Source organism: Sphingomonas phyllosphaerae 5.2 (assembly GCF_000419605.1).
Taxonomy (GTDB): Bacteria; Pseudomonadota; Alphaproteobacteria; order Sphingomonadales; family Sphingomonadaceae; genus Sphingomonas; species Sphingomonas phyllosphaerae_B.
Genome location: NZ_ATTI01000001.1, coordinates 915,156 through 934,486, shown reverse-complemented (window position 1 = coordinate 934,486; position 19,331 = coordinate 915,156). Strand labels below are relative to the sequence as shown.

The 19,331-nt window shown below is 66.0% G+C and carries 18 protein-coding genes; 8 read left to right on the top strand and 10 right to left on the bottom strand.

Features of this window, described 5'->3' with window-relative positions; translation table 11 throughout:
• Nucleotide 1: 1 nt before the first annotated feature.
• The gene (locus SPHPHY_RS0104420; protein ID WP_022685493.1) at nt 2-475 is read right to left on the bottom strand and encodes an SRPBCC domain-containing protein; all 474 of its coding nucleotides are present in this window, start codon (nt 473-475) and stop codon (nt 2-4) included.
• A gap of 210 nt (nt 476-685) precedes the next feature.
• On the opposite strand from SPHPHY_RS0104420, the gene SPHPHY_RS22450 reads away from it, so the two are divergent.
• From SPHPHY_RS22450 to SPHPHY_RS0104405, 3 genes are all read left to right on the top strand, one after another.
• Complete coding sequence (locus tag SPHPHY_RS22450; RefSeq protein ID WP_022685492.1) at nt 686-1,261, top strand: YdeI/OmpD-associated family protein; 576 nt, start codon at nt 686-688, stop codon at nt 1,259-1,261.
• A 186-nt stretch (nt 1,262-1,447) separates the two neighbouring features.
• Entirely contained in the window at nt 1,448-2,356 is a 909-nt protein-coding gene (locus tag SPHPHY_RS0104410; RefSeq protein ID WP_022685491.1) for a LysR family transcriptional regulator, read from the top strand.
• A gap of 99 nt (nt 2,357-2,455) precedes the next feature.
• Complete coding sequence (locus tag SPHPHY_RS0104405; protein WP_028056476.1) at nt 2,456-3,346, top strand: NAD-dependent epimerase/dehydratase family protein; 891 nt, start codon at nt 2,456-2,458, stop codon at nt 3,344-3,346.
• 106 nt (nt 3,347-3,452) lie between these two features.
• On the opposite strand, the gene SPHPHY_RS0104400 is transcribed toward SPHPHY_RS0104405, so the two are convergent.
• Nucleotides 3,453-4,178, bottom strand: a complete 726-nt coding sequence (locus SPHPHY_RS0104400; protein ID WP_022685489.1) for an SDR family oxidoreductase — start codon at nt 4,176-4,178, stop codon at nt 3,453-3,455.
• A gap of 152 nt (nt 4,179-4,330) precedes the next feature.
• On the opposite strand from SPHPHY_RS0104400, the gene SPHPHY_RS0104395 reads away from it, so the two are divergent.
• Nucleotides 4,331-5,227, top strand: a complete 897-nt coding sequence (locus SPHPHY_RS0104395) for an AraC family transcriptional regulator (protein WP_022685488.1) — start codon at nt 4,331-4,333, stop codon at nt 5,225-5,227.
• A gap of 107 nt (nt 5,228-5,334) precedes the next feature.
• Here the strand turns inward: SPHPHY_RS0104395 and SPHPHY_RS0104390 are convergent, their stop codons facing one another.
• Nucleotides 5,335-6,300 carry a helix-turn-helix transcriptional regulator gene (locus SPHPHY_RS0104390; protein WP_022685487.1) on the bottom strand — a complete coding sequence of 322 codons (966 nt, stop codon included), beginning with the start codon at nt 6,298-6,300 and terminating at the stop codon, nt 5,335-5,337.
• 95 nt (nt 6,301-6,395) lie between these two features.
• Between SPHPHY_RS0104390 and SPHPHY_RS0104385 the strand changes: the two genes are divergently transcribed.
• Complete coding sequence (locus SPHPHY_RS0104385) at nt 6,396-7,046, top strand: glutathione S-transferase family protein (protein ID WP_022685486.1); 651 nt, start codon at nt 6,396-6,398, stop codon at nt 7,044-7,046.
• A 5-nt stretch (nt 7,047-7,051) separates the two neighbouring features.
• Nucleotides 7,052-7,618 (top strand): MAPEG family protein, encoded by a 567-nt coding sequence (locus tag SPHPHY_RS0104380; protein WP_051148264.1) that lies wholly within the window; start codon nt 7,052-7,054, stop codon nt 7,616-7,618.
• Nucleotides 7,619-7,881: 263 nt separating this feature from the next.
• Here the strand turns inward: SPHPHY_RS0104380 and SPHPHY_RS0104375 are convergent, their stop codons facing one another.
• The 4 genes from SPHPHY_RS0104375 to SPHPHY_RS0104360 form a co-directional block, all read right to left on the bottom strand.
• A complete protein-coding gene (locus SPHPHY_RS0104375) occupies nt 7,882-10,242 on the bottom strand; it encodes a TonB-dependent receptor (RefSeq protein ID WP_022685484.1) in 2,361 nt (786 codons plus the stop codon).
• 122 nt (nt 10,243-10,364) lie between these two features.
• Nucleotides 10,365-11,294, bottom strand: coding sequence for a FecR family protein (locus tag SPHPHY_RS19260; RefSeq protein ID WP_022685483.1), 930 nt, complete (start codon nt 11,292-11,294; stop codon nt 10,365-10,367).
• Nucleotides 11,291-11,779, bottom strand: a complete 489-nt coding sequence (locus SPHPHY_RS0104365; protein ID WP_028056474.1) for an RNA polymerase sigma factor — start codon at nt 11,777-11,779, stop codon at nt 11,291-11,293. The genes SPHPHY_RS19260 and SPHPHY_RS0104365 overlap by 4 nt, the downstream gene beginning before the upstream one ends.
• Nucleotides 11,780-11,919: 140 nt before the next feature.
• On the bottom strand, nt 11,920-15,057 hold the full coding sequence (locus SPHPHY_RS0104360; RefSeq protein WP_022685481.1) for an autotransporter outer membrane beta-barrel domain-containing protein: 3,138 nt from the start codon (nt 15,055-15,057) through the stop codon (nt 11,920-11,922).
• 11 nt (nt 15,058-15,068) lie between these two features.
• On the opposite strand from SPHPHY_RS0104360, the gene SPHPHY_RS22700 reads away from it, so the two are divergent.
• On the top strand, nt 15,069-15,482 hold the full coding sequence (locus tag SPHPHY_RS22700; RefSeq protein ID WP_331271012.1) for a hypothetical protein: 414 nt from the start codon (nt 15,069-15,071) through the stop codon (nt 15,480-15,482).
• A 573-nt stretch (nt 15,483-16,055) separates the two neighbouring features.
• Here the strand turns inward: SPHPHY_RS22700 and SPHPHY_RS0104345 are convergent.
• From SPHPHY_RS0104345 to SPHPHY_RS0104335, 3 genes are all read right to left on the bottom strand, one after another.
• Nucleotides 16,056-16,670, bottom strand: a complete 615-nt coding sequence (locus SPHPHY_RS0104345; RefSeq protein WP_022685478.1) for a hypothetical protein — start codon at nt 16,668-16,670, stop codon at nt 16,056-16,058.
• Entirely contained in the window at nt 16,667-18,049 is a 1,383-nt protein-coding gene (locus SPHPHY_RS19255) for a hypothetical protein (RefSeq protein ID WP_022685477.1), read from the bottom strand. Before SPHPHY_RS19255 ends, SPHPHY_RS0104345 begins: the two co-directional genes overlap by 4 nt.
• Before the next feature lie 132 nt (nt 18,050-18,181).
• A complete protein-coding gene (locus tag SPHPHY_RS0104335; RefSeq protein WP_022685476.1) occupies nt 18,182-18,898 on the bottom strand; it encodes an IS6 family transposase in 717 nt (238 codons plus the stop codon).
• Nucleotides 18,899-18,966: 68 nt separating this feature from the next.
• Here SPHPHY_RS0104335 and SPHPHY_RS0104330 point away from each other — a divergent pair, with 68 nt between their 5' ends.
• A complete protein-coding gene (locus SPHPHY_RS0104330; protein ID WP_022685475.1) occupies nt 18,967-19,203 on the top strand; it encodes a hypothetical protein in 237 nt (78 codons plus the stop codon).
• Nucleotides 19,204-19,331 lie beyond the last annotated feature (128 nt).

The following is a 19,331-nucleotide window of genomic DNA, read 5'->3' as shown; positions in this document are numbered from 1 at the left end:
GTCAGTCTGCCAGAAACCGGCCGAGCCGATCCAGCAGGTCGCTCCAGCCGTGCTCACGCATAACGGGGCCGTCGGAGCCCTCGAAGAACACACCCTGGAAGGTGCACGTGAGGGCTGTACCGCCGTCCGCCTCCGCGATCTCGATTGTCTCCAAGGCGACCGAGATCGGCCTGCCTGCGATTGCCATACGAGACGATATGATAATGCGCTGTCCTTCCACGATGTCATGGAAGACGCCGTCGTTAGTCAGCTCGACGCCGGGAAAGGGTGTGTCCGGTCCGAACGTATAGGTGAGCCGCTCGGCGCCGCCGACGCGAAAATCACTCTCGAATGCCTTGATCTCGTGCGTGTGACTCTCCGCATACCAGCTCTTCTTGATCGCGGGATCGGCGCACGCGGCGAATACCTTGGCGGGCGCTACCGGGTAGCGCCGCTCGATTGTGAAGTTGCCGTGCACGGCGGCAGGGATGGTCATGTTCAGCTCCTCACTACGGTAATGGCTTCACTATGCTAGGCGCCTTTGCTTAGTCAAGTATCAACCTCAGTCTGAGTTAACGAGAGATCAGGTCACCCGAGTAGGTCAGGCTAGGGTGCGTGCGACTTTTTCCTTCGTGGCATGGACCCATCAGCGAAAGGCGGCGACGCGCCGCTTCTCAGCGGGCTCGTCCTTGGTTAGATTCGGGTGATGTCGCTCCGTCACGCCGATAGCATCGCATTCGAGACCCCTGAGGATCTTGCCGGCTGGCTTGCCGAGCACCACGCCACAAGCGGAGAGCTATGGGTGCGCATCTACAAGGAGGGCTCTGGACAGCGGTCTGTTACGTGGACCGACTGCGTCGTGGAGGCGATCCGTTTCGGCTGGATCGACGGCCTAAAAAGATCTGCGGACGAGCGCTCGTACCTCCAGCGCCTCACGCCACGCCGGCCAGGATCCAACTGGTCAGCCAGGAACCGTGATCATGCCGAGCGGCTGATAGCTGAAGGTCGTATGACACCGGCTGGGCTCGCCCATGTCGAGGCGGCACGCACAGAGGGACGTTGGGAAACTGCCTATGAGGGCTCGGCCACGATGGTCATCCCGCGGGATTTTCTTGAAGCGCTGGCGGCCATGCCCGAGGCAGAGGCGTTCTTCCGAACTCTCGACCGCAAGAACCTGTACCCGATCTACTACCGCCTCCAGACGGCCAAGCGGCCGGAGACTCGAGCTCGCAGGATGCAGCAGATTCTCGCGCAACTCGCGCGCGGTGAGCGCTTCCACTGACATGACCCAGTTGTGGACGTTCCCGAGCGGTTTTCGCTTCGCCAATTTGGACATTTGTTCATGCCGTAGCAAGCGCAACTTAGTGCGGGTCGTCGCCCAGATTTCGGCGATCCTCTGGAAGGAGCGGGCTTTTACCGAACCGCTGCTCTCCTTCCCCCGCCGGCCGCATCCTTCTATTCCCGTCGAATGGATATAGCTGGCTTCGACCTGAACCTGTTAAAGGCGTTCGATGCCCTTTACGCGGAACGCCACGTCACCCGCGCGGGCCAGCGTATCGGTCTGAGTCAGCCGGCGATGAGCGGTGCGCTCACGCGCCTGCGCGAGGTGCTCGACGACGAATTGTTCGTGCGGTCGTCGACGGGAATGCAACCGACACCCCGGGCTGATGATTTGGCCGGCCCGATCGCGGCTGCGCTTCGTCTGATGCAGACCGTCCTGCTAGACGACGGCTTCGATCCGGGAACCGCCGATCATGTCGTCACGATCGCCATGACCGACTATGCGGCCTTCGTCCTGCTGCCTACGCTACTGGCGAAGCTAGCCATCGAAGCGCCTCGTCTCGAGGTGCGGGTCCGCGGCATTTTTGGGAAGGACGAGGTCGTCGATCTCCTCGACAGTGGCGAGGCGAGCCTCGCACTCAGCGTTCCCGTCCACGCCTCGGCACGCATCCTGACACGCCCGCTGCTTCGGGAAGGTTTCGTCTGCATCGCCCGGCCCGGGCATCCGGCCTTTGCGAACGAGGCCGACGTCGCGGCGTTCGCGGCGGCGCCCCATCTCCTGGTATCGCCCGAGGGGGATCGTGCGGGGCTGGTCGACCGCAAGCTTGCGGCACTTGGGCTGGCACGCCGTGTCGTGCTGAGCTTGCCGCAGTTTCTGGTCGCGCCGTTCGTCGTCGCTGACACCGACCTGATCGCGACGCTTGCCGCGCGCGTCGCCCGGCGGTTCGCTGCGGCCAATCTGGGTATTGTCGTGCATGAGCCGCCGGTTGCGTTGCCGGACTGGCCGCTGGCGATGATGTGGCATCGGCGGGTAAATGACCATCCCGCTACGGTCTGGCTTCGCGACTGCATTGCCGGGATCGCCGCGTCGGCCTGACGCCATCGTCCTCGCTGATAACGGCGTATCAACTTTGGCGATTTCCCGCAGCGCCCCAGTTCCGCTCTACCTGCGGCACAGAAGCAATGGGATGCTGACATGCGTGTATTGGTAACGGGTGCTACGGGATTGATCGGCGGGGCGGTCGCACGTCGATTGGCGGTGGCGAAGCATGACGTGGTCGGGCTTGCGCGTTCGGAGGCGAGCGCGGTCAGGCTGACCGACATGGGCTATCAGGCGGTCCAAGGCGACCTGGGCGATGCGGTCAGCATCGCCAACGCTGTCCAGAGCGTCGATGCGGTCGTCCATGCCGCGTCGCCGAACGACCAGAACAGCGCGGCTTATGACGAAGCGGCGACCCGCGCGATCATCGATGCGCTGCGCGGCACGTCAAGGCGCTTTGTCTATACGAGCGGCTGTTTCCTGTACGGCGCCACCGGCGATAGGCCCGCAACGGAGGATAGCCCGCTCAATCCGCTGGAAATGGTGCGCTTTCGCCAGGCGCTCGAAGCGGAGATCCTCGGCGCCGCGGCCGATGGCGTTCACAGCATCATCATCCGTCCCGCCTGGGTCTACGGCAACCACGCCTGGACCACGATGATGATGTACGGCTCGGCGCAGGAACATGGCGCTGCGCGGTACGTCGGCAACGGGCGGAACCGCTGGACATGCGTGCATGTCGACGATCTCGCCGATCTGTATCTGCTCGCGCTCGAGAAGGCGCCGGCGGCCTCGATCTTCAACGGCGCGCAAGGCGCCGCTATCCCGCTGATCGACATCGCACGCGCCGCCAGCGAGGGGGCGGGCGCCGCGGGCCGGGTGGCGGAGTGGCCACTGGAAGAGGCTCGGCAGGCGCTCGGGGGCTTAGCGGATGCGATCGCGTGCGACCAGCTGGTGTCGGGCGAACGCGCCGAACGCACGCTTGGTTGGCGTCCGTCGCGGCATTCGATCCTCGATGAACTGCGCTCCTACGCCGCGCCAGCCGTCTGACCGCACGTCGTTGCGATGATCGGGTCGTCTCGATCGCAGACAGCCGTTCACCTCGACACCAGTCCAAGCAGACCGAAAGTCCGCCCGGACTGGTAGCGTGACGCGGCTACATGCCGGCTGCGGTCGGGCGGACGATGACCTCGTTGATATCCACCCCGTCCGGCTGTTCCAGGGCGTAGCGGATCGCCCGCGCGATCGCGTCGGGGGTGAGCGACTTCTGCCGCCACGTCGTCAGTGCAGAGGCGATCGCCGGGTCCGTGATGTCGTTGCCCAGTTCGGTCGCCACGACCCCAGGGGATATGATCGTCGTGCGGATGTCGTCATGCTCCTGACGCAACCCTTCGGTGATCGCCCAGACCGCATATTTGGTGGCGCAGTAGACGGCGGCGCTCGGCATCACGAAATGCGCCGCGATCGATGCCACGTTCACAACGTGACCCGCCTTCTGGGCGATGAACCGGGGCAACACGGCCGCGATCCCGTTCAGCACGCCGTGAACATTGACGTCGAACATCCGCGTCCACTCGTCCTGCTTCAGCGCGGCGAGCGGCGACAACGGCATCACGCCGGCATTGTTGATCAGCACGTCCACACGCCCGAACCGCGCTTCCGCGGCGTCGGCGAAGGTGGCGAAGCTCGCCGCGTCAGTCACGTCCAGCACGTGCCACGCGACATTCGCGCCCAATTCTGCCGCCAGCGCCTCGAGCCGCCCGGTCCTGCGCGCGCCGATGAAGAGGCGCGCGCCCCTGCCCGCCAGTTCCCGCACGGTGGCCTCGCCGATACCGCTGGACGCGCCGCTGATCAGCACGGTCTTGTCGATGACGTCGTTCATGATGAGTCCTCTCCTGTGGCCATGAAGGCTGGGCACAGATGGAACCGATCCACCGGCCGGCGTAAGACCGATCCGCCGCGATCCTTGCACGATTCTCCGGAACAAGGTGCGCCACGCTTGCCGAGGCCCGTAACAGCGGACACAGACCCTCAATGAGCACGATCGCAGATCTGGCCGCGCTGGCTGCACACCACATTCCGCGAACCGGTTTGGTGAGCACGGCAATAGATCGGCTGTCGCTTTTTCGGGCCGACGAACCAACCGTGCCCCTGCCCGCCGTCTACGATGCGTCGCTTTGCATAATCGCGCAGGGCGCCAAACGGGTCTCGCTCGGCGGACAAAGCCTTCTCTACGATGCCGCGCATTACCTGCTGGTCTCGGTCGACCTGCCGCTCGTCGGACACGTCATCCAGGCCGAGCGGGACGCTCCGTACCTTTGCTGCAAGATCGACATCGACCAGGCGGTGCTGGCGGACCTCATCCTGGCCGAAGGCGCCCGGGCACCCAAGGCCGATCTGCCGGCCCTTGCGGTATATCGCAGCGACGACGATCTGGTCGACGCGGCGTGCCGGCTGGTGCGTTTGCTGGACCAGCCCGACAGCCTTGCCGCGCTCGCGCCGCTGATCGAGCGGGAGATCCTGTATCGTTTGCTCAAGGGTCCCCACGGGCCCGCGCTTCGCTACATGGCGGTCGCCGACAGCCACCTCAATCAGGTCAGCCGCGCTATCGCGACGATCCGCACAGGGTTCGACCGGCCGCTCCGTATCGGGGACATCGCCACTGCCGCGGGCATGAGCCCGTCGTCCCTGCACGAACACTTCAAGGCTGTTACGAGAATGACGCCGCTCGAGTATCAGAAACAGCTGCGCCTGCAGGAGGCACGGCGCCTGATGCTGTCGGAAGGCACCACTGCGAGCGGCGCGGGTTTTGCCGTCGGCTACGAAAGCCCGTCCCAGTTCAACCGCGAATATGCGCGCCTGTTTGGCGCACCGCCCCGTCGTGACATCGAACAGCTGCAGCGCAGCGGCAATCTGCTGACGCCGGTGTAGTCCCGCTTATTTCCGATCCGACCCACTCTCGGCCATTCGCGGCACTGCTCCGCCCCGACTTCTACCGTTCATTCAGGTCAGTTTGACAGCAAATTTAGCTGTCCGCTTCACTCAACGAGGTAACGCGCTTGCAAGGCCATGACGGTGGCCCGCATGCGCGCGCGAAGCTCCGGCGGGCCGAGCACCTCGGCATCGTCGCCGAACCGGAGAATGTCGCTGCACGCGTGCCAGACAGAGCCGACCGGCACCGTTACGATCCTGAACCCGTCCGTATCTGCCTCGCCCATCTCCATTCCGGCCAAAGCGAACGGCGAGAAGAATGGCTCGAGCATCCGGAGTCCAGTCGGTGACAGGCGGATGGTCGCCATATCCTGGTGAAGCTCGCTTTCGAGGCGCTGAATGCTGTCGCTCCAGTGGGCGGCAAGATCGAACTCGGCTGGGCGCGCGAAGCCGCCCTCAAGCCGTCGCAGCGCGCGAATGCGAGCAATGCGATAGGTGCGGACGCTGCCGTCCACAGAACCGACCAAATACCAGGCGCCGCTTTTGAGCACGATGCCAAGCGGCGCGACGCGTCGTTCGCTTTCTGCCTTCCAACTGCGATAGCGTATCTCGACGAGACGTTCCTCCCACACCGCGGCCGCGATCGACTGGAGGTGCTCGGGCTCCTCAGCGCTTTGGAACCAGCCTGGCGCATCGAGATGGAAGCGCGTCCGCATCCGATCCGCCGCCGAGCGCATCTCGGGCGGTAGTGCGGTTGTCATCTTGAGCTGTGCGGCCGCCATCGCGGCGCCCAGACCCAAACTCGCCGCAGGTCCGGAAAGGCCGGAAAGGAACATCGCTTCGGCCTCGCGCGGCGAGAGACCGTTCAGGCGGGTGCGGTAGCCCTCCAGCAGACGGTAGCCCCCCGTCGACCCGCGATCGCTGTAGACCGGCACGCCGGACGCGCTCAGCGCATCGACGTCGCGGTAGATGGTGCGCAGCGACACCTCGCACTCGTCCGCCAGCGCCTGCGCGGTCACCCGGCCGCGCGCCTGCAGAATCATCAGGATCGTCAGCAGCCGGCTCGCACGCATCGTAGGACGCTAATCCAACCTGACAGAAGATGACAGCTATGGCGGGGTAGAAGCCGTGTCGGCAATCGCCACCGAAAATTCTTGAGGATATCGCCATGGCTGACATCGAAGTGATCACGCTGTTCCACGCTCCGCAGACGCGCTCCGCCGGCGTGCTGACTCTGCTCGAGGAACTTGCAGCGCCGTATGAGTTGCACGTTGTCAACATGAAGGCCGGCGAGCAGCGCCAGCCAGACTATCTCGCGGTCAATCCGCTAGGCAAGGTGCCGGCGATAAGGCACCGCGGCACGCTCGTCACCGAGCAGGTGGCAATTTTCCTCTACCTTGCCGATCTGTTCCATGCGGCCGGTTTGGCGCCGACGCTGGATGATCCCAAGCGGGGGGCTTATCTCAGGTGGCTGGTCTATTACGCCGCCTGCTACGAACCCGGCCTCGTCGACAAGGCGATGAAGCGTGAGCCTGGGCCGCCAGCGATGTCTCCCTATGGCGACTTCGACACGATGCTCGCCACGATCGTCCAGGAGATCGAGCGGCAACCCTATCTGCTCGGAGACACGATCTCGGCCGCCGATATCCTGTGGGGCAATGCGCTTAAATGGGGCATGATGTTCAAGCTCGTGCCCGAAAGCGAGCCGATCGTCCGTTATGTCGAATTAACCACGCAGCGCCCGACCGCGCTGAAAGTCGCGGAGATGGACGCGAAGCTCGCGGCGGAGCACGAACGGGCGAACGCTGCGTCCGGCTAAGCCGAATGGCCGGCGAAGCCAGGGAAAGGAACCGGGTGGCTGCCTCGAACAACTTTCGGCAGGAGCAACGCGGCGTCGCGCTCAGGATGGCGGCGGCACTGTGCGTCACTGTCCTGGTCTCGGCAACGTGCCTGTACCGAGGTGCCGCCGCCCCGACCACGTTGGCCGACCGCCTGATCGTCACGGCAAGGGCAGATGTGTTCGTCCTCTGCTGGCTTGCCGCAGCGATCGGCAACGTCGCGCGGCTGCGCTTCTTCTCGGCCGAAGACATTACCGGCAGCGACTCCGGAAACGCCACGGCGGAGGTGGAGCGCGCCAAGGCTGTTCTGCAGAACACGCTCGAGCAGGTGGTGCTGGCCGTGCCCATTCACGTCTCGCTGGCAGTGCTGGTTGCGTCGTCGGTGCCGCTGATCGTGGCGCTTGCGGCGCTCTTCGTGATTGGGCGTCTTCTCTTCTGGATCGGCTATGCGAGGGGTCCTAAGGCGCGCGCTTTCGGGTTCGCGTTGACCTTCTATCCGAACCTTGCCGGGCTGGTCATTGCGGTTTTCGCGACGGTGAGGCTGTCGCTGTAGCAACAATATGCCGATGGACTACTGCGACGAATGAGGCCCGGAGGCAGTCGTTCAGAAGGCCTGACCACTCTCCAATAGCTGCCGTTCGTTCATCTCACGTTCGAGGCTCGTACGCAGATCGAAGTGACCGCCTGAACGGCTCGGATCAATCGCTCTCCGCCGTCCCCCCCTTAGTCGAGCCGACATCCTCAACTGCATGGACGTTCAATCTTGCGGAGCAGGCTTTCGCATTGGAACCATCTCTATTGTTCAACAGGTCGACATTAGAAGGCAGTATCGATGCTCAGTCGCAAGGTTCGCGGCCGCAGCGGGGTCACCTGATCGCGTCCGGTCGTGACGGGCGTGCCCAGCGCAAAGCGATTCCCTCGCGTATTGACGAGGTTGGTCACTCCAGCGGTCAGGCCTACTGCGCCGAGTGCCAGACGCGCGGTCAGACCACTGTCCACGTAATCCCCCTGCGCCTGGCCGAGCACGGGACCTACGCCGAGCCGGGAGCGACCGACGTACCGCAGCCAGCCATCAACCCTGAGCGCTCGCGCACCGACCTGCCCGTCGTAGCTGATCCCCAGTCGGGTCGTGATCCGGGCAATGTTCGGAATCTGGCGGAGCCGCGCCAGCACCTGCGCGCGCGCGTCAGCGACGTTGGACGCGATATTGTCGGCAAGCGCGCGGACGAGATCCGCAGAGGGTTCGTCTATCTCGCTGTCGTTCAAGGTTGCCGCAGCCTCGACGCGGAGGCCGGTGATCGGGACGGCGCCGGCGGTCGCCTCGATAGTCCACAGCCGCCCGTCGCCGACATTGGCCGTCGTAGGCAGTCCCGACGGATCGATGAAGTCGGCCTGGATGTCGCGCCAGGACGTGCGCGCGACCGTCACTGCGAGATCGACGCTATCGCGCCGCGGTCGGCCCGTACGAACGCCGATCTCGATCGTGGCGACGCGGTCGTCGCGGAAGCGGCGGACGTAGTCGCCGTCGATCGCGATGCCGCCCGGACGGAAGCCCTGCTGATAGCGTAGGAACAGGTTTGTGTGCGGCGCAAGGTCGACCAGCGCCGAGGCGGCTGGAAGCACGATCGTCTGGCGCCTGCTCGCCGCGGTGGCGCGCGTGACCGCGAGCGCGAATTCTGGAATGTCCTCGCCTGCCCCGCCGAGCTCGGTCCGGGTGACGCGCAGTCCCGCGGAGGTGAGCAGCCCCGGCAGCAGCCGCACTCCCGCCTCGCCGTAAAGCGTAGTCTCGTCGATCCGGTTGGTCACGCCCGTGGTAGGAAGCAGCGCGTCGGGGGCGCCGAACAGCCGCCGAAGCCGGGTGTCGTTGCGGACGTAGCTGAAGCCGGCAAGCCAGCCCGAGCCATCAGGCGCCGACTGCCACAGCCGAGTCTCGTTGGCAGTCATCCGCGTGCGGTTGGCCTGAGTGAAGAGCTGCGGCGGACCGCCTGGCGGCGTGGCGTCGTAGCGCTCCGTCAGATCATGCGCGGTAACGCCCGTTGTGGAGCGCAGCCGTACGGCACCGAGCTGCCCGGCGAGCACCAGCTGGGCCTGCGCGAAGTCTGCGCGGAACCCCTCCGTGACCATGGCATCCCGCGTCAGCGGCACTGCGTGCCGGTCGGCATACTGGCTGTCCGCGCCGCGGATGCGTTGGCCTACCGCGATCACCTCCGCGCTCCAGCCGTCGCCCAGTCGCAGCAGCGCCGCGGCGCGACCGCCGTAGATGCGCGTGGCGTTCACGTCAGTGCGTCCCATCGCTGGCTTGTCGATGTAGCCGCCCTCACGCGCTGCGGTCCCGACCGCGCGGAGCCCGAAACGGTCGTCGACAAGCGGCAGATTGAGGGTGGCCTGCACGTCGGCGCTGCCCGCGCCGTGCGCGGTGCTCGCGCCGCCGACAGTCGCGCTGCCGTAGCTCGCCGTTAGATCGGGCTCGTTCGGAACGAGCCGGATCAGTCCGCCCAGGGAGCCGGCACCGTAGAGCGTACCCTGCGGTCCCTCGAGCACCTCTACCGCGGCGAGATCGGCAAGCCGCAGGTCAGGATCGGGTGCGTTGTAGCTCAGACGCAGGTCGCCGAGGTACTGGCCAACCGTAGCCTGCGTGGGACCGGTGAAGCTCGAATCTGCGATGCCGCGGATGAAGAGCTTGTTCCGTCCAGCGCCCAGATAGGTGGAGGCGATGCTGGCGAGGCGTGTCGTCAGCCGGTCGGTGCCGCCGGCGCCGCCGAGGTCCAGGTCAACGCCGTCCAAGCGGTGCGTGGCGCCGGCGAAGCGCTCCCGCGGAATGTCGCGCTTGCTCGCGGTGACGATCACGTCGCCGGGAGCGGGGTCGGCATGCGGGACCCTGTCAGCAGGCGGCCGCGGTGGCATCCGCACCGCGGTCGTGGCAGGTACGATCCTCCAGCTCGCTGTCCCGAGTGGCTGGACGCGGCCGCCCGCCGCCCGGGCGATCGCGGCGAGGGCGGCAGCGGCGTCGTACACGCCGTGCAGAGCCGGAACCGGTTGAGCCCAGAGGTGTCGGTCCGGCACCACCACGCTGATCCGCGCGGCACGGCCGAGCGCTATGACCTGCCGGCCAAGCGGCGCGGCAGGCAGATCGAGTGCCAGGACCTGTGCCGACGCCGGAGCCGCCCAGAGCGCCACAGGCAGGGCAAGCAGCAGTATTCCTGAGAACAGGTAAACGCGACGATGACGCCGCGATCTCGCTATCGCGGGCACTTCTGCTTCAATCAGGAAGGGTCGAGAACATCTGCCCTCAGCCTCTCTCACTCGCGTTGTTCCAAAGTCCAGCCCAATGCGTCCGCGTGCACCCGCACGTCGAGCAGTGCCCCAAGGGCCGCCGGGTCCGAACGCAGGCTGGGCACGTCCAGCGTACCTCGGAACTGCCGGGCCGCCACTGCGGGTGAGACCCGCACGCGTCGGCCGAGCTGGCGCGAAAGGTCAGCCGCCACCTCGCCGAGGGGGGCGCCGTCATAGGCCAGCCGGCCCTCGTGCCACGCGCCGACGTCCGACACCGCGACCCGGCCTGCCACGAGGCGATCGCCGTCCGCGACGACCGTCTCGCCTGCATCTAGACGCAGGGCCGCGCCATCGGGATCGACGAGCACCGCTCCCTCGGCAACCGCGACACGTGTCAGCGCGCCGGCACGCTTGACGTCGAAGACAGTCCCGATGTCGGTCAGCGTGAGCCCACCCGCGCCGACGCGGAAAGGTCGCGAAGCATCATGACGGACGCGGAAGAGCGCCTCGCCTGCGTCGACGGTGGCACGTCGCTGATCTGCACGGTCGAGCATGAGCCGCGATCCAGCCGCGAGAATCACTGAACTGCCGTCGGCGAGCGCTAGGACGCGCTGCTCTCCGGCCCGCGTCTCCACGACATACGGCTGTGCGCGCTCCTGCCAAGCGTTGACCCCTATCGCACCGATCACGGCCGCAGCCGCTGCCGCACCGAGCCAGCGTCCCGCATGGAGGCGGGCCGGAACAGGCTTTCGCAACAGCGTGACCACGGCGGAAGTAGCGGCGGGCAGCTGCGCTACCGTGCGCTCGACGTCTGCGAGCGCGACGACTGCGGCGTCATAGCGGGCCGACCGGTCGGCATCCGCCTCGAGCCAGGCAGTGAAACCATCCCAGTCGGTGAAATCCCGGTCGGCTACGCGCGCAGCCCAGTCCACCGCTTCCTCGTCAAGCCGGGTCATAGTTCTTCCTTCAAGGCAGCGAGTGCGCGGCAGGCGGCGCGAAGGTCGGCCTCCACGGTGCTGAGGCTGACGCCGAGCTCGGCGGCGATCTGCCGCTGCGGTACGCCATCGAGCCGGGCTCGACGGAAAACCGCCTCCCGGCGGGTTCCGAGCTCGGCGAGTACGTGCGCCACGCGGACCATTTCCTGCCGTCCGACCACGACGCGCTCCCCTGTAGCGACTTCTCCTGCGCCCGCCTCGCTCCAGGCGGTGTCGCGCGCCTGAGCCTGCGTACGCGAGCGATGCCGATCGATCATCAGCGTGTCCGCAGCGCGGAAGAGATAGGAGAGCGGGTTGTCGACCGGCCCCCCGGAGCCCTGCGACACCTTGACCCACAAATCGTGCAGCAGATCCTCCGCCGCATCGCCGGCGCCGCGCGCGACGAGGAAGCGGACGAGCCGGTCACGGTTGTCGAGGTAGACGGCTTCGAGCCCGGTCGGGGGCATGGGTCTCACTGTTTGTGGTCGCGGAAACAGCGTGTCTCTAGCTGTCGCCGCCCGAAGAGAGAAGGAGCTCCACCCGCTAGGGGGGGACGAGTGGAGCTCCCGTAGTCCGCACGTGGCAGGGGGATGCACGTGCGGTTCGCCTAGAAGGCGAACTGGAGGGCAGCGCGCGCGGACAGCGCAACGTCGCCGAAGCGGCGCTCGGCGGCAGCCTCGCCGCTGAGCCTGACCTCGCTGGTGCCGGTGACCGCGCGCGCCTTGGCGACCCATCCCCCGTTGCGTGCTTCGGGGTCGAGCGTGAAGGCCTTACCGTTGGCGAAGCTGGCGGTGGTGCTGCCGAGAGTGCCGGCGAGCCGCTCGCGCCAGCCGCCCTCGATCTCGAGCCTTGTCCACTGGTCGTACCGGTTCGAGCCGCCGATGTTCAGCCCGGCGGCGAGGCTGCCGGTTAGCGCCAGCTCGTCGCTCGTGCGCTCGCGCACGGCGAGGTCCATCGCAGTGCCGCCGCCACTTTCACGGTAGGCGTCCTCGTTGAGGCGATAGTAGTCGAGCGCGACCGTCGGCCGCAGCGAGATGCGTCCGATCAGGTGCTCGTACGCGACCGCCGCGGCGCCCGAGTAGAGCTGCGCGTTCCAGTCGGCGGTCGCCCGACGGCTGACCGCCTCGTTACCGATCGCGCCGTCGAAGCGGCGCACGCTGCCCAGCGAGATCCACGCCGCCGAGGCACGTGCACTGGCGGACAGACCACCCCAGTGACCACGCCAGTGGCCGGCGAGCTCATACTGCTTGTGGTCGACGCGGTTGAGCGCCTCACCCTCGCTGTCTCGCCCAGAGAGGTAGCTGAGCGACACTCCGATGTTGCCTATGCCGGCCTTGCGCTCGAGCCCGCCCGAGACGCCCCAGCCGTTGACGTCGTAGCTGAGCGTGTCGCGCGTCGCCTTGGACGAATCCCAGCCGAGCGGAGTGAGCCATGCGCCCCAGTCACCTTCCTCGGTGAAGCTCCCACTCGGCTCGAGCAGCTGGCGCGCCGCCGTGCGCGACCCGAGCGTGACCCCTTCGAACACGCCGCCGGCATAGTTGGGCAGCATCTGATCGACGGCGCCGCGGAACTCGCCGCCTTCGTAGATTCCGCGGATTGCCGCCGCGGCCTTGGCGTCGCCACCCAGTGCAAGGTCAATCGCGTCGAACGCGCTCGCCTGCGCGCGGTTGAAGCCGAGTTCGCCGGTCGCCTTGCGCACAACGTCCACGGCGATCTGGTTGGGCAGCGTGGTGACCAGCGCGCCCTTGTAGAGGAAAGGCACGTTCTCGGTGGTGAGCGAGAGGTTGGACGCGCCGGTCAGCGTGCCCGAGGTGAGCACGACGTAGCGCCCGGCCACGTCGCTGCCACCGGTCACGCGCAGCGCGAGCTTGGCGTCGGTGCCGATCGTCGTGGCGCCGGCGACCTGGATGACGTTCGCGGCGGGGTTGGCACGGTCGAGTCCGACGCTGAGCACCGACTTGGCGCCTAGGTCCAGCGAGGCGATGGTGGTGGCCCCGGTGGGCGCGAAAGTGCCGCCCCCCGCCGCCACGCTCACCGCGGTGCCGCCAGCGTTAAGCAGGCGCCCGGCGAACACGCCGGTACCCGTTATCGTCAGGCGATCGGCGCCTCCGCCGAAGTCGGCGGCGCCGGCGAACTTTGAAGTGCCGCCGATCGATAGTGTGTCCGCCCCCGCGCCGAAGGTCGCGGTGCCGGCGTAGCCGCTCGCGCCTGCCATCAACAGCCGGTTGCTGCCCGCACCAAACGTCACATCGCCCACGACCGTGCCAGCGCCGAGGTCGAGCAGATCGTCACCGCCGCCGAAGCGGATCGCGCCGGTGATCGATGGGGCGGCGGCGCCACTCGCGCCCGCTACCTGGCGCACGACAATGCCCGCGGTTGTAGCCGAGAGATCAATGGCGACGTTGCCGCTTGCAGCGCTCGCACCGCTTGCAACGATGGCGCCGCTGTTCTCGACCAGCAGCAGCGTGCCCGACCGATCGAGGATTGCGGTCGCCGCGCTGCCCGCACCGGCGCGGATTGTCCCGCTATTGCGGATCGCCGGGAGCGAAGCACCCGCTTCAATCGACACCGCGATCGCCTGGGTCGCTCCGCCGTTTGCCGCCGCGTTGACAAGCCCGGTCACGCGCAGCTCCGGCGTGGTCGCGCCTGCGCCGAAGCGGATCGCGGTGGCGTTGCTGCCGCTCGCCCCCACCTGGACGCTTCCGCCCACCGCGACGCCACCCGCGATCGTGACCGCGCCACCGAGGCCGCCGATCGCGAGCGCGTTGGACGCCACCCCGGAATAGACGCCGTCCGCGGTGACTTTGCCGTCGATCACGAGACCCGCTGCTGGCGTCTTGCCGGCTACCGCGCCGATGGTGACGGTGCGCCCGGCGGCGCCGATCTGGAAGGCTGGCGCGCCGCCGAAGCTGACCACGTCGGCGACCTTGCCGGTGGCGTTGCCGAGGACGATGCCCCCGCCGACATTTCCTGCGACGATCAAGGCAGGTCCGCCCTGAAGCAGGTCGTCGGCGTCGAGCTTCGACGCACCGGCGGGCGGCGTGGTGTAGCGGTAGCCGGTCGCGCCGATGAGCCCCTGCACGGTCAGCGCGCCGCCGACGTCGCCGTCGAGCCGTGCGCCGATCGCGCCCTGGCCTGACGCGGTGATGGTGCCGCCAAGCGTCACGCTGCCGCTAACCGCCTCCAGTCGCACGCCGACGGACCGGTCCCCGGTGACGGTAGTCTTGCCGTCATGCGTGACGTTGCCGGTGGTGGCGCCGCCGAGGAAGATCCCGGCGGAGTCGTTGCCCTCGACGTTGATCTCGCCGGCGTTGCTGATGTTGCCAGTGAAGCGTCCGGCGGTGCGGATGCCGGACCGTCTAGCGCCCTGTGCGAAGGGACCATCGAGGTCGCCATCCTTGTCGGTATCGGTCGGCGCGTAGGTCTCGTCGACGATCAGCTTGCCGGTGTTGACGATCTCGCCGCGAATGTTGTCCTGCGCCAGAATCGCGCTGGCGTCGCTCGCGTCGGTAATCTGTATAGCGCCGCCGTTCGTCACCTTGTTGTCGCTGTCGATCGTCACAGCGGCGCCGCTTGTAGGCACGACGGCGCCGTTCGCACCGACGCGGATGTCGTCGCGGGCGCCGGCCTTGACCGTGGAGGTGCGCACCGGCGTGGTCTGGCGCGTGTCGATTATGGTCTGCGCCGTCGCCGCGCCGGCGACGAGCAAAGTGGACAGGCTGGTGGAAGCAAGCAGTCTACGCAATGAAGGCCCCTATGATCTTGTTCTCGAAGGGCAGGACGGAGCCGCGCCTGGAAAACCTTGGTCTTCCGCTGACGAAAAATGATCGACTGCCGCATCAAGGTGTCGGCCGCACGTCTCCGTCTGATGATGGGGTAGTTCGGGTCCGGCACATCGCCGGCCGCCCCAATAAGGAGACGACCATGATCACGAAGTTTCTTGGCGCCACGGCCGCACTGACGCTGGCAGCCGCTCCCGCTCTCGCGGCACCGACCAATCCGGCGACGTCGCTGTCGGTCGCCAAGTCCGGGCGTGCCGCCTCATCCGCTGGCCGCTCTAGCGAGATGTTGGCTGGCGGCGGCGCGATCGTCGCTGCCGTGGCCGCTGCCGCAGTAATCGCGGGAATCATCATCATCGCGGACGATGGAGACGACTCCGACAGCAATTGAGCCGATTAAGGCCGGCGGCGCAAACGCGCGTCGCCGGTTCTCACGGTTGATCGCTCATGCTGAGTTGTTGCCACCCATCAGATAGCCCGTTCGCCAAGAGCCGCTCCTTAGTGATTGCCTTGCCACAACCGCCGACGGCGCAGCACCGTTCAGACAAACGAAAAATGGTAGCGACTGCCTCCGGAAGCGAGCGCGGCCAGTTCGGCGCCACCCTGCCGCTACTTGGGGCGCCCTACCCCGGCCTTTTCTCCGATGCAGGCCAGGGGAAAGACGAAGTATCGCGTGACGGACGTCAACGAAGGGCCGGCCAGTCCCTCCTGCGTGTGGTGAAGACCCACAAGCGGACGTTCAGACCCGTCTTTAGGCTTCTCACTTTCTGACGCCCGTTCATCTTCGCGATCACCCGCCTGTACCCCTCCTCCAAAAACACCCCAGGGCCGCCGCCACGATCTCAGCGGCCAGTCGTTCTTGCGTCCCCGCCACCCGGGATCCACGCGCTCCATCGGCGACGGCTAGTTGCCCGCCTCCTCGTTGACAACATGGCGCTTCACCATCAGACGCCAAACACCAAGTCTACCGAAGCCGGAGATAGCATCCCGCCATGCACTTCGCATCGAGCTGCGCCGGCAATGGCGCGGCCTTGGTCTCGTTGCCGGCGATCGCGCCGAGTACGATTATAGCGAGCGCTACGATCGCGAAGAGCCCCACCAGCCACCAGTACCTATGCGACGCGATCTGGTATGAGGTCTCTCCGTCCCGAACCAAAGTCCACTCCTGCTTGAGCCGGTGCCGCGCCGAGGGGATGATAGCGCCAGAAAGCGACGAGAGTGCGGTTCCAACTTCGTCCGGGTTTCGGACATGGTCGCGAATCCAGTCTACCCGATCGATCACGTCCGTCCACTCCGGCTTGATCGGGTTCTCCCGCAGCTTGATCCGGTAGGCGGCGGCCTCGAGCTCGCCCAGGGCCTCGGCGCGCGTCTCGTTGAGGTCGGAACCCGCCTTGGCCAGCTCGACCAGAACGTGAGCGCGCGAGACGACGGTAGCCAGATCCGCACGCTGATCATCGATCCACTTCTGGCGCATCTCCGAGATGCGCGTCCCGCGCAGCACGACGTGGCCAAACCAGGCCGCCATCGCCACCGTAAGCGGGGCAAGCAGAACCACCAGTATGCCGAACGGCTGGCTCACGCGATCGCTTCAAGCATGTCGGTCGTGTCAAAGTTCAGCAGGAACTGCGCGTAGGAGGAGGAGAAGAGATCGGAGACATAGTCGGCGAGATCAACCTCGGAACCATCCTTGTCGCCCTCATCGCCTCGTCTGAGGTCGTACTTCCGCGACTTCGTCGTGGCGAACAGGAAGAGCGTGTGGAAGTAAACCGCGCTGATGTAACGCCGCTCGGCCATCTCGGCGGCCTCCGACGACTTGGCACCCGAGTTGAAGTCCTTCAGCACCTTACTGTCCACGTTGACGTAGATGCGCGACAGCTTGTCATCCTCTACGAGTGGATAGACCACAACGTCGTATCCCATCTCGACGCCACCCTCGTTGATCTCCTCCCATGACTTTAGCCCCTCGCCACCCTCCTTCGAGCAGAGGACAAGCTCGGGTATGCCGAGCGGAGGTTCGACGTCAGGTTCCTTCCGGGGCGGAGTAGGTTCCGGATCTGTAACGCGCACGAGCACGGTCTCCACCAGATCGCCCTGCGGACTCGTCAGCACCGCCTTGATCTCCGCAGAATCCCCGACCTTCATCTCCGCCGTCGCGCGCACCCCCACCTTGATCGTCCCGTCCAAGGGGCTGGTGCGCACGACGTTCAGCAGGTCGCCCTCAACGGAAGGGTCTGGCACCCCGCCACTACCCCCGCCAGCGCTCGACGGACGCATGATCGCGAGCGACATGTCGCCGGGATCGTCGGTCCTGTCGAAGAAGTCGTTCTCGACATCCGTCGCGAAGGAAATGGTTCGGGACCCTCCCGTCGGCAGCTTGTAGACCTTCACGCCGCCCTCGCTGCCGTCGCCACCCTTGGCGCGGAACGCGGATGGATAGCGCTGCGGATGAAAGGGCGGAGCGTCGCGAGGCTCCTTACGAGGCCGGTTCGGCTCCTCCCGTTCCTTCTTGACCGAGGTGCCGGGCCGCTGGTCGGGAATGTCGAACGTCTGGCGCAGTATCTTCGTCAGCGCGTCGTTCATCGGCATGTTGCGTGTCAGGTCACGGAGCATCTGTCCCGCATCGCCGCTATCGACGTTGAGACTGGACTTACGGCGCTTGGCGATTTCCCTGAGTTCGCTGGACAGCAGCATGTCTCGCAGGTGCTTGCGCACCTCGTCGGCCTTGTCCCCGGCCTTCAGCCGGTCGCGCGACGCCATGAAGAGCTCGTTTCGAACCGCCATGTGCAGGTTGGAGCAGTCGACGTGGGCAAGCAGGTAGTCCTTCAGCAGCGGCATCTTGAGCGCCCGGCTGACGAACTCGGACGTGTACGACCCGTGGACCTGACCGTTCAGCGAGAACAGCACGGTCATGTTGTTCTTGAAGTACTCGCGCTGAAGGTACTGCTTCGTCTCTTTCACGCCCTGGCCGCGCGACCTTGCCTTGAAGACGTAGACGGTAACCCCGAGTTCACCCAGGGCAGCCGTGCGGGTGCTGTCAGTCTAATGCGAACCGCTCTCTACACGATGCACCTCGGTCTTTGCCGGCGACGTTCAGCTGACGAGTGCCTGCCACTCCGCCAGTGCGGCGGAGCGTCGTTCCCGGTAGGTCTGTCGATCGATAAGGTGGCGTTCCAGGCTAAAGTGGTTGTGGACGTTGGCGTGAACTGAAGCGAACTTCTGCAGCGTCTTCATCTGCCGGAACCGCTGCATCGCTCGTTCCCGTCGTCGGAATGGCAGATGGCTGTTTTCCACCCGGTTGTTCGCCCAGCGCCCCACCTCCTGCTTCTCGCGGTTGCCCAGTTCGTTCATCGCTGCGCCGTAGCTGCGCAGACCGTCGGTGGTGATCGCCTCGGGCGAGCCGTGGCGCTTCAGCACCTTCTTCATGAAAGCGAGTGCAGCCGCCTTATCGCGGCTCTTCGTGACGTAGCTTTCAAGCACCTCGCCTTCATGGTCGACCGCTCGCCAGAGGTAGACCATCTCGCCGTTCAGCTTCACGTACATCTCGTCCAGGTGCCAGCGCCAGTGACGAAAGCCACCCATGCGGCTCACCCGCTGCCGGCGGATGTCGCCGGCGAACAGCGGACCGAACCTGTTCCACCATAGCCGCACCGTCTCGTGACAGATGTCGATCCCGCGCTCAAACAGCAGGTCCTCGACGTTGCGGAGGCTCAACGGGAAGCGCACGTACATCAGCACCACTAGCCGGATCACCTCCGGCGAGGAGTTGAAGTAGCGGAACGGCGAGGCTGGCTTGCGTGGGCGGGACATGGCCCGCCCTACCCCACCCTCACCCGATTACTAGACGGTGCATTTGGTTTGACGGTGCCGATCGGGTCATGGCACACCTCGAATCGTTCCGCGCCAACACCATCGACGCCGCCTCCGTCTATGTCGCGATCAGCAGGGCCAGAACCAGCGCGGCCGTCTATACCGACAGCCGCGCCAGCCTCACCGACGCCCTCGGTCTGCGCGACGGCGCACAGGTCGGGGCGATCGACACTGGTATATCCACCGACCCCACGTCAGCGGGAAGGCTATATATCGAGAATGTAATTAACCAAGATATAGCCTAATACTACGGCCACAACTCCGCCAATTAGTAGGACAGAAATGAAAGCAACTGCTGACTCCCCGACCCTCTTCTCCGAAAGGTAGTTCATGCCCGCATAAGAGAGTGAAGCTATGATCAGAAAACTGATGC

Coding starts and splice junctions, on each gene's coding strand:
- SPHPHY_RS0104380 (WP_051148264.1), top strand. CDS start 7,052: ATGGCCGGCGAAGCCAGGGAAAGGAACCGGGTGGCTGCCTCGAACAAC.
- SPHPHY_RS0104405 (WP_028056476.1), top strand. CDS start 2,456: ATGCGTGTATTGGTAACGGGTGCTACGGGATTGATCGGCGGGGCGGTC.
- SPHPHY_RS0104390 (WP_022685487.1), bottom strand. CDS start 6,300: ATGCGTGCGAGCCGGCTGCTGACGATCCTGATGATTCTGCAGGCGCGC.
- SPHPHY_RS19260 (WP_022685483.1), bottom strand. CDS start 11,294: ATGACCCGGCTTGACGAGGAAGCGGTGGACTGGGCTGCGCGCGTAGCC.
- SPHPHY_RS0104330 (WP_022685475.1), top strand. CDS start 18,967: ATGGCACACCTCGAATCGTTCCGCGCCAACACCATCGACGCCGCCTCC.
- SPHPHY_RS0104420 (WP_022685493.1), bottom strand. CDS start 475: ATGACCATCCCTGCCGCCGTGCACGGCAACTTCACAATCGAGCGGCGC.
- SPHPHY_RS0104410 (WP_022685491.1), top strand. CDS start 1,448: ATGGATATAGCTGGCTTCGACCTGAACCTGTTAAAGGCGTTCGATGCC.
- SPHPHY_RS0104400 (WP_022685489.1), bottom strand. CDS start 4,178: ATGAACGACGTCATCGACAAGACCGTGCTGATCAGCGGCGCGTCCAGC.
- SPHPHY_RS22700 (WP_331271012.1), top strand. CDS start 15,069: ATGATCTTGTTCTCGAAGGGCAGGACGGAGCCGCGCCTGGAAAACCTT.
- SPHPHY_RS0104385 (WP_022685486.1), top strand. CDS start 6,396: ATGGCTGACATCGAAGTGATCACGCTGTTCCACGCTCCGCAGACGCGC.
- SPHPHY_RS22450 (WP_022685492.1), top strand. CDS start 686: ATGTCGCTCCGTCACGCCGATAGCATCGCATTCGAGACCCCTGAGGAT.
- SPHPHY_RS0104335 (WP_022685476.1), bottom strand. CDS start 18,898: ATGTCCCGCCCACGCAAGCCAGCCTCGCCGTTCCGCTACTTCAACTCC.
- SPHPHY_RS0104395 (WP_022685488.1), top strand. CDS start 4,331: ATGAGCACGATCGCAGATCTGGCCGCGCTGGCTGCACACCACATTCCG.
- SPHPHY_RS0104365 (WP_028056474.1), bottom strand. CDS start 11,779: ATGCCCCCGACCGGGCTCGAAGCCGTCTACCTCGACAACCGTGACCGG.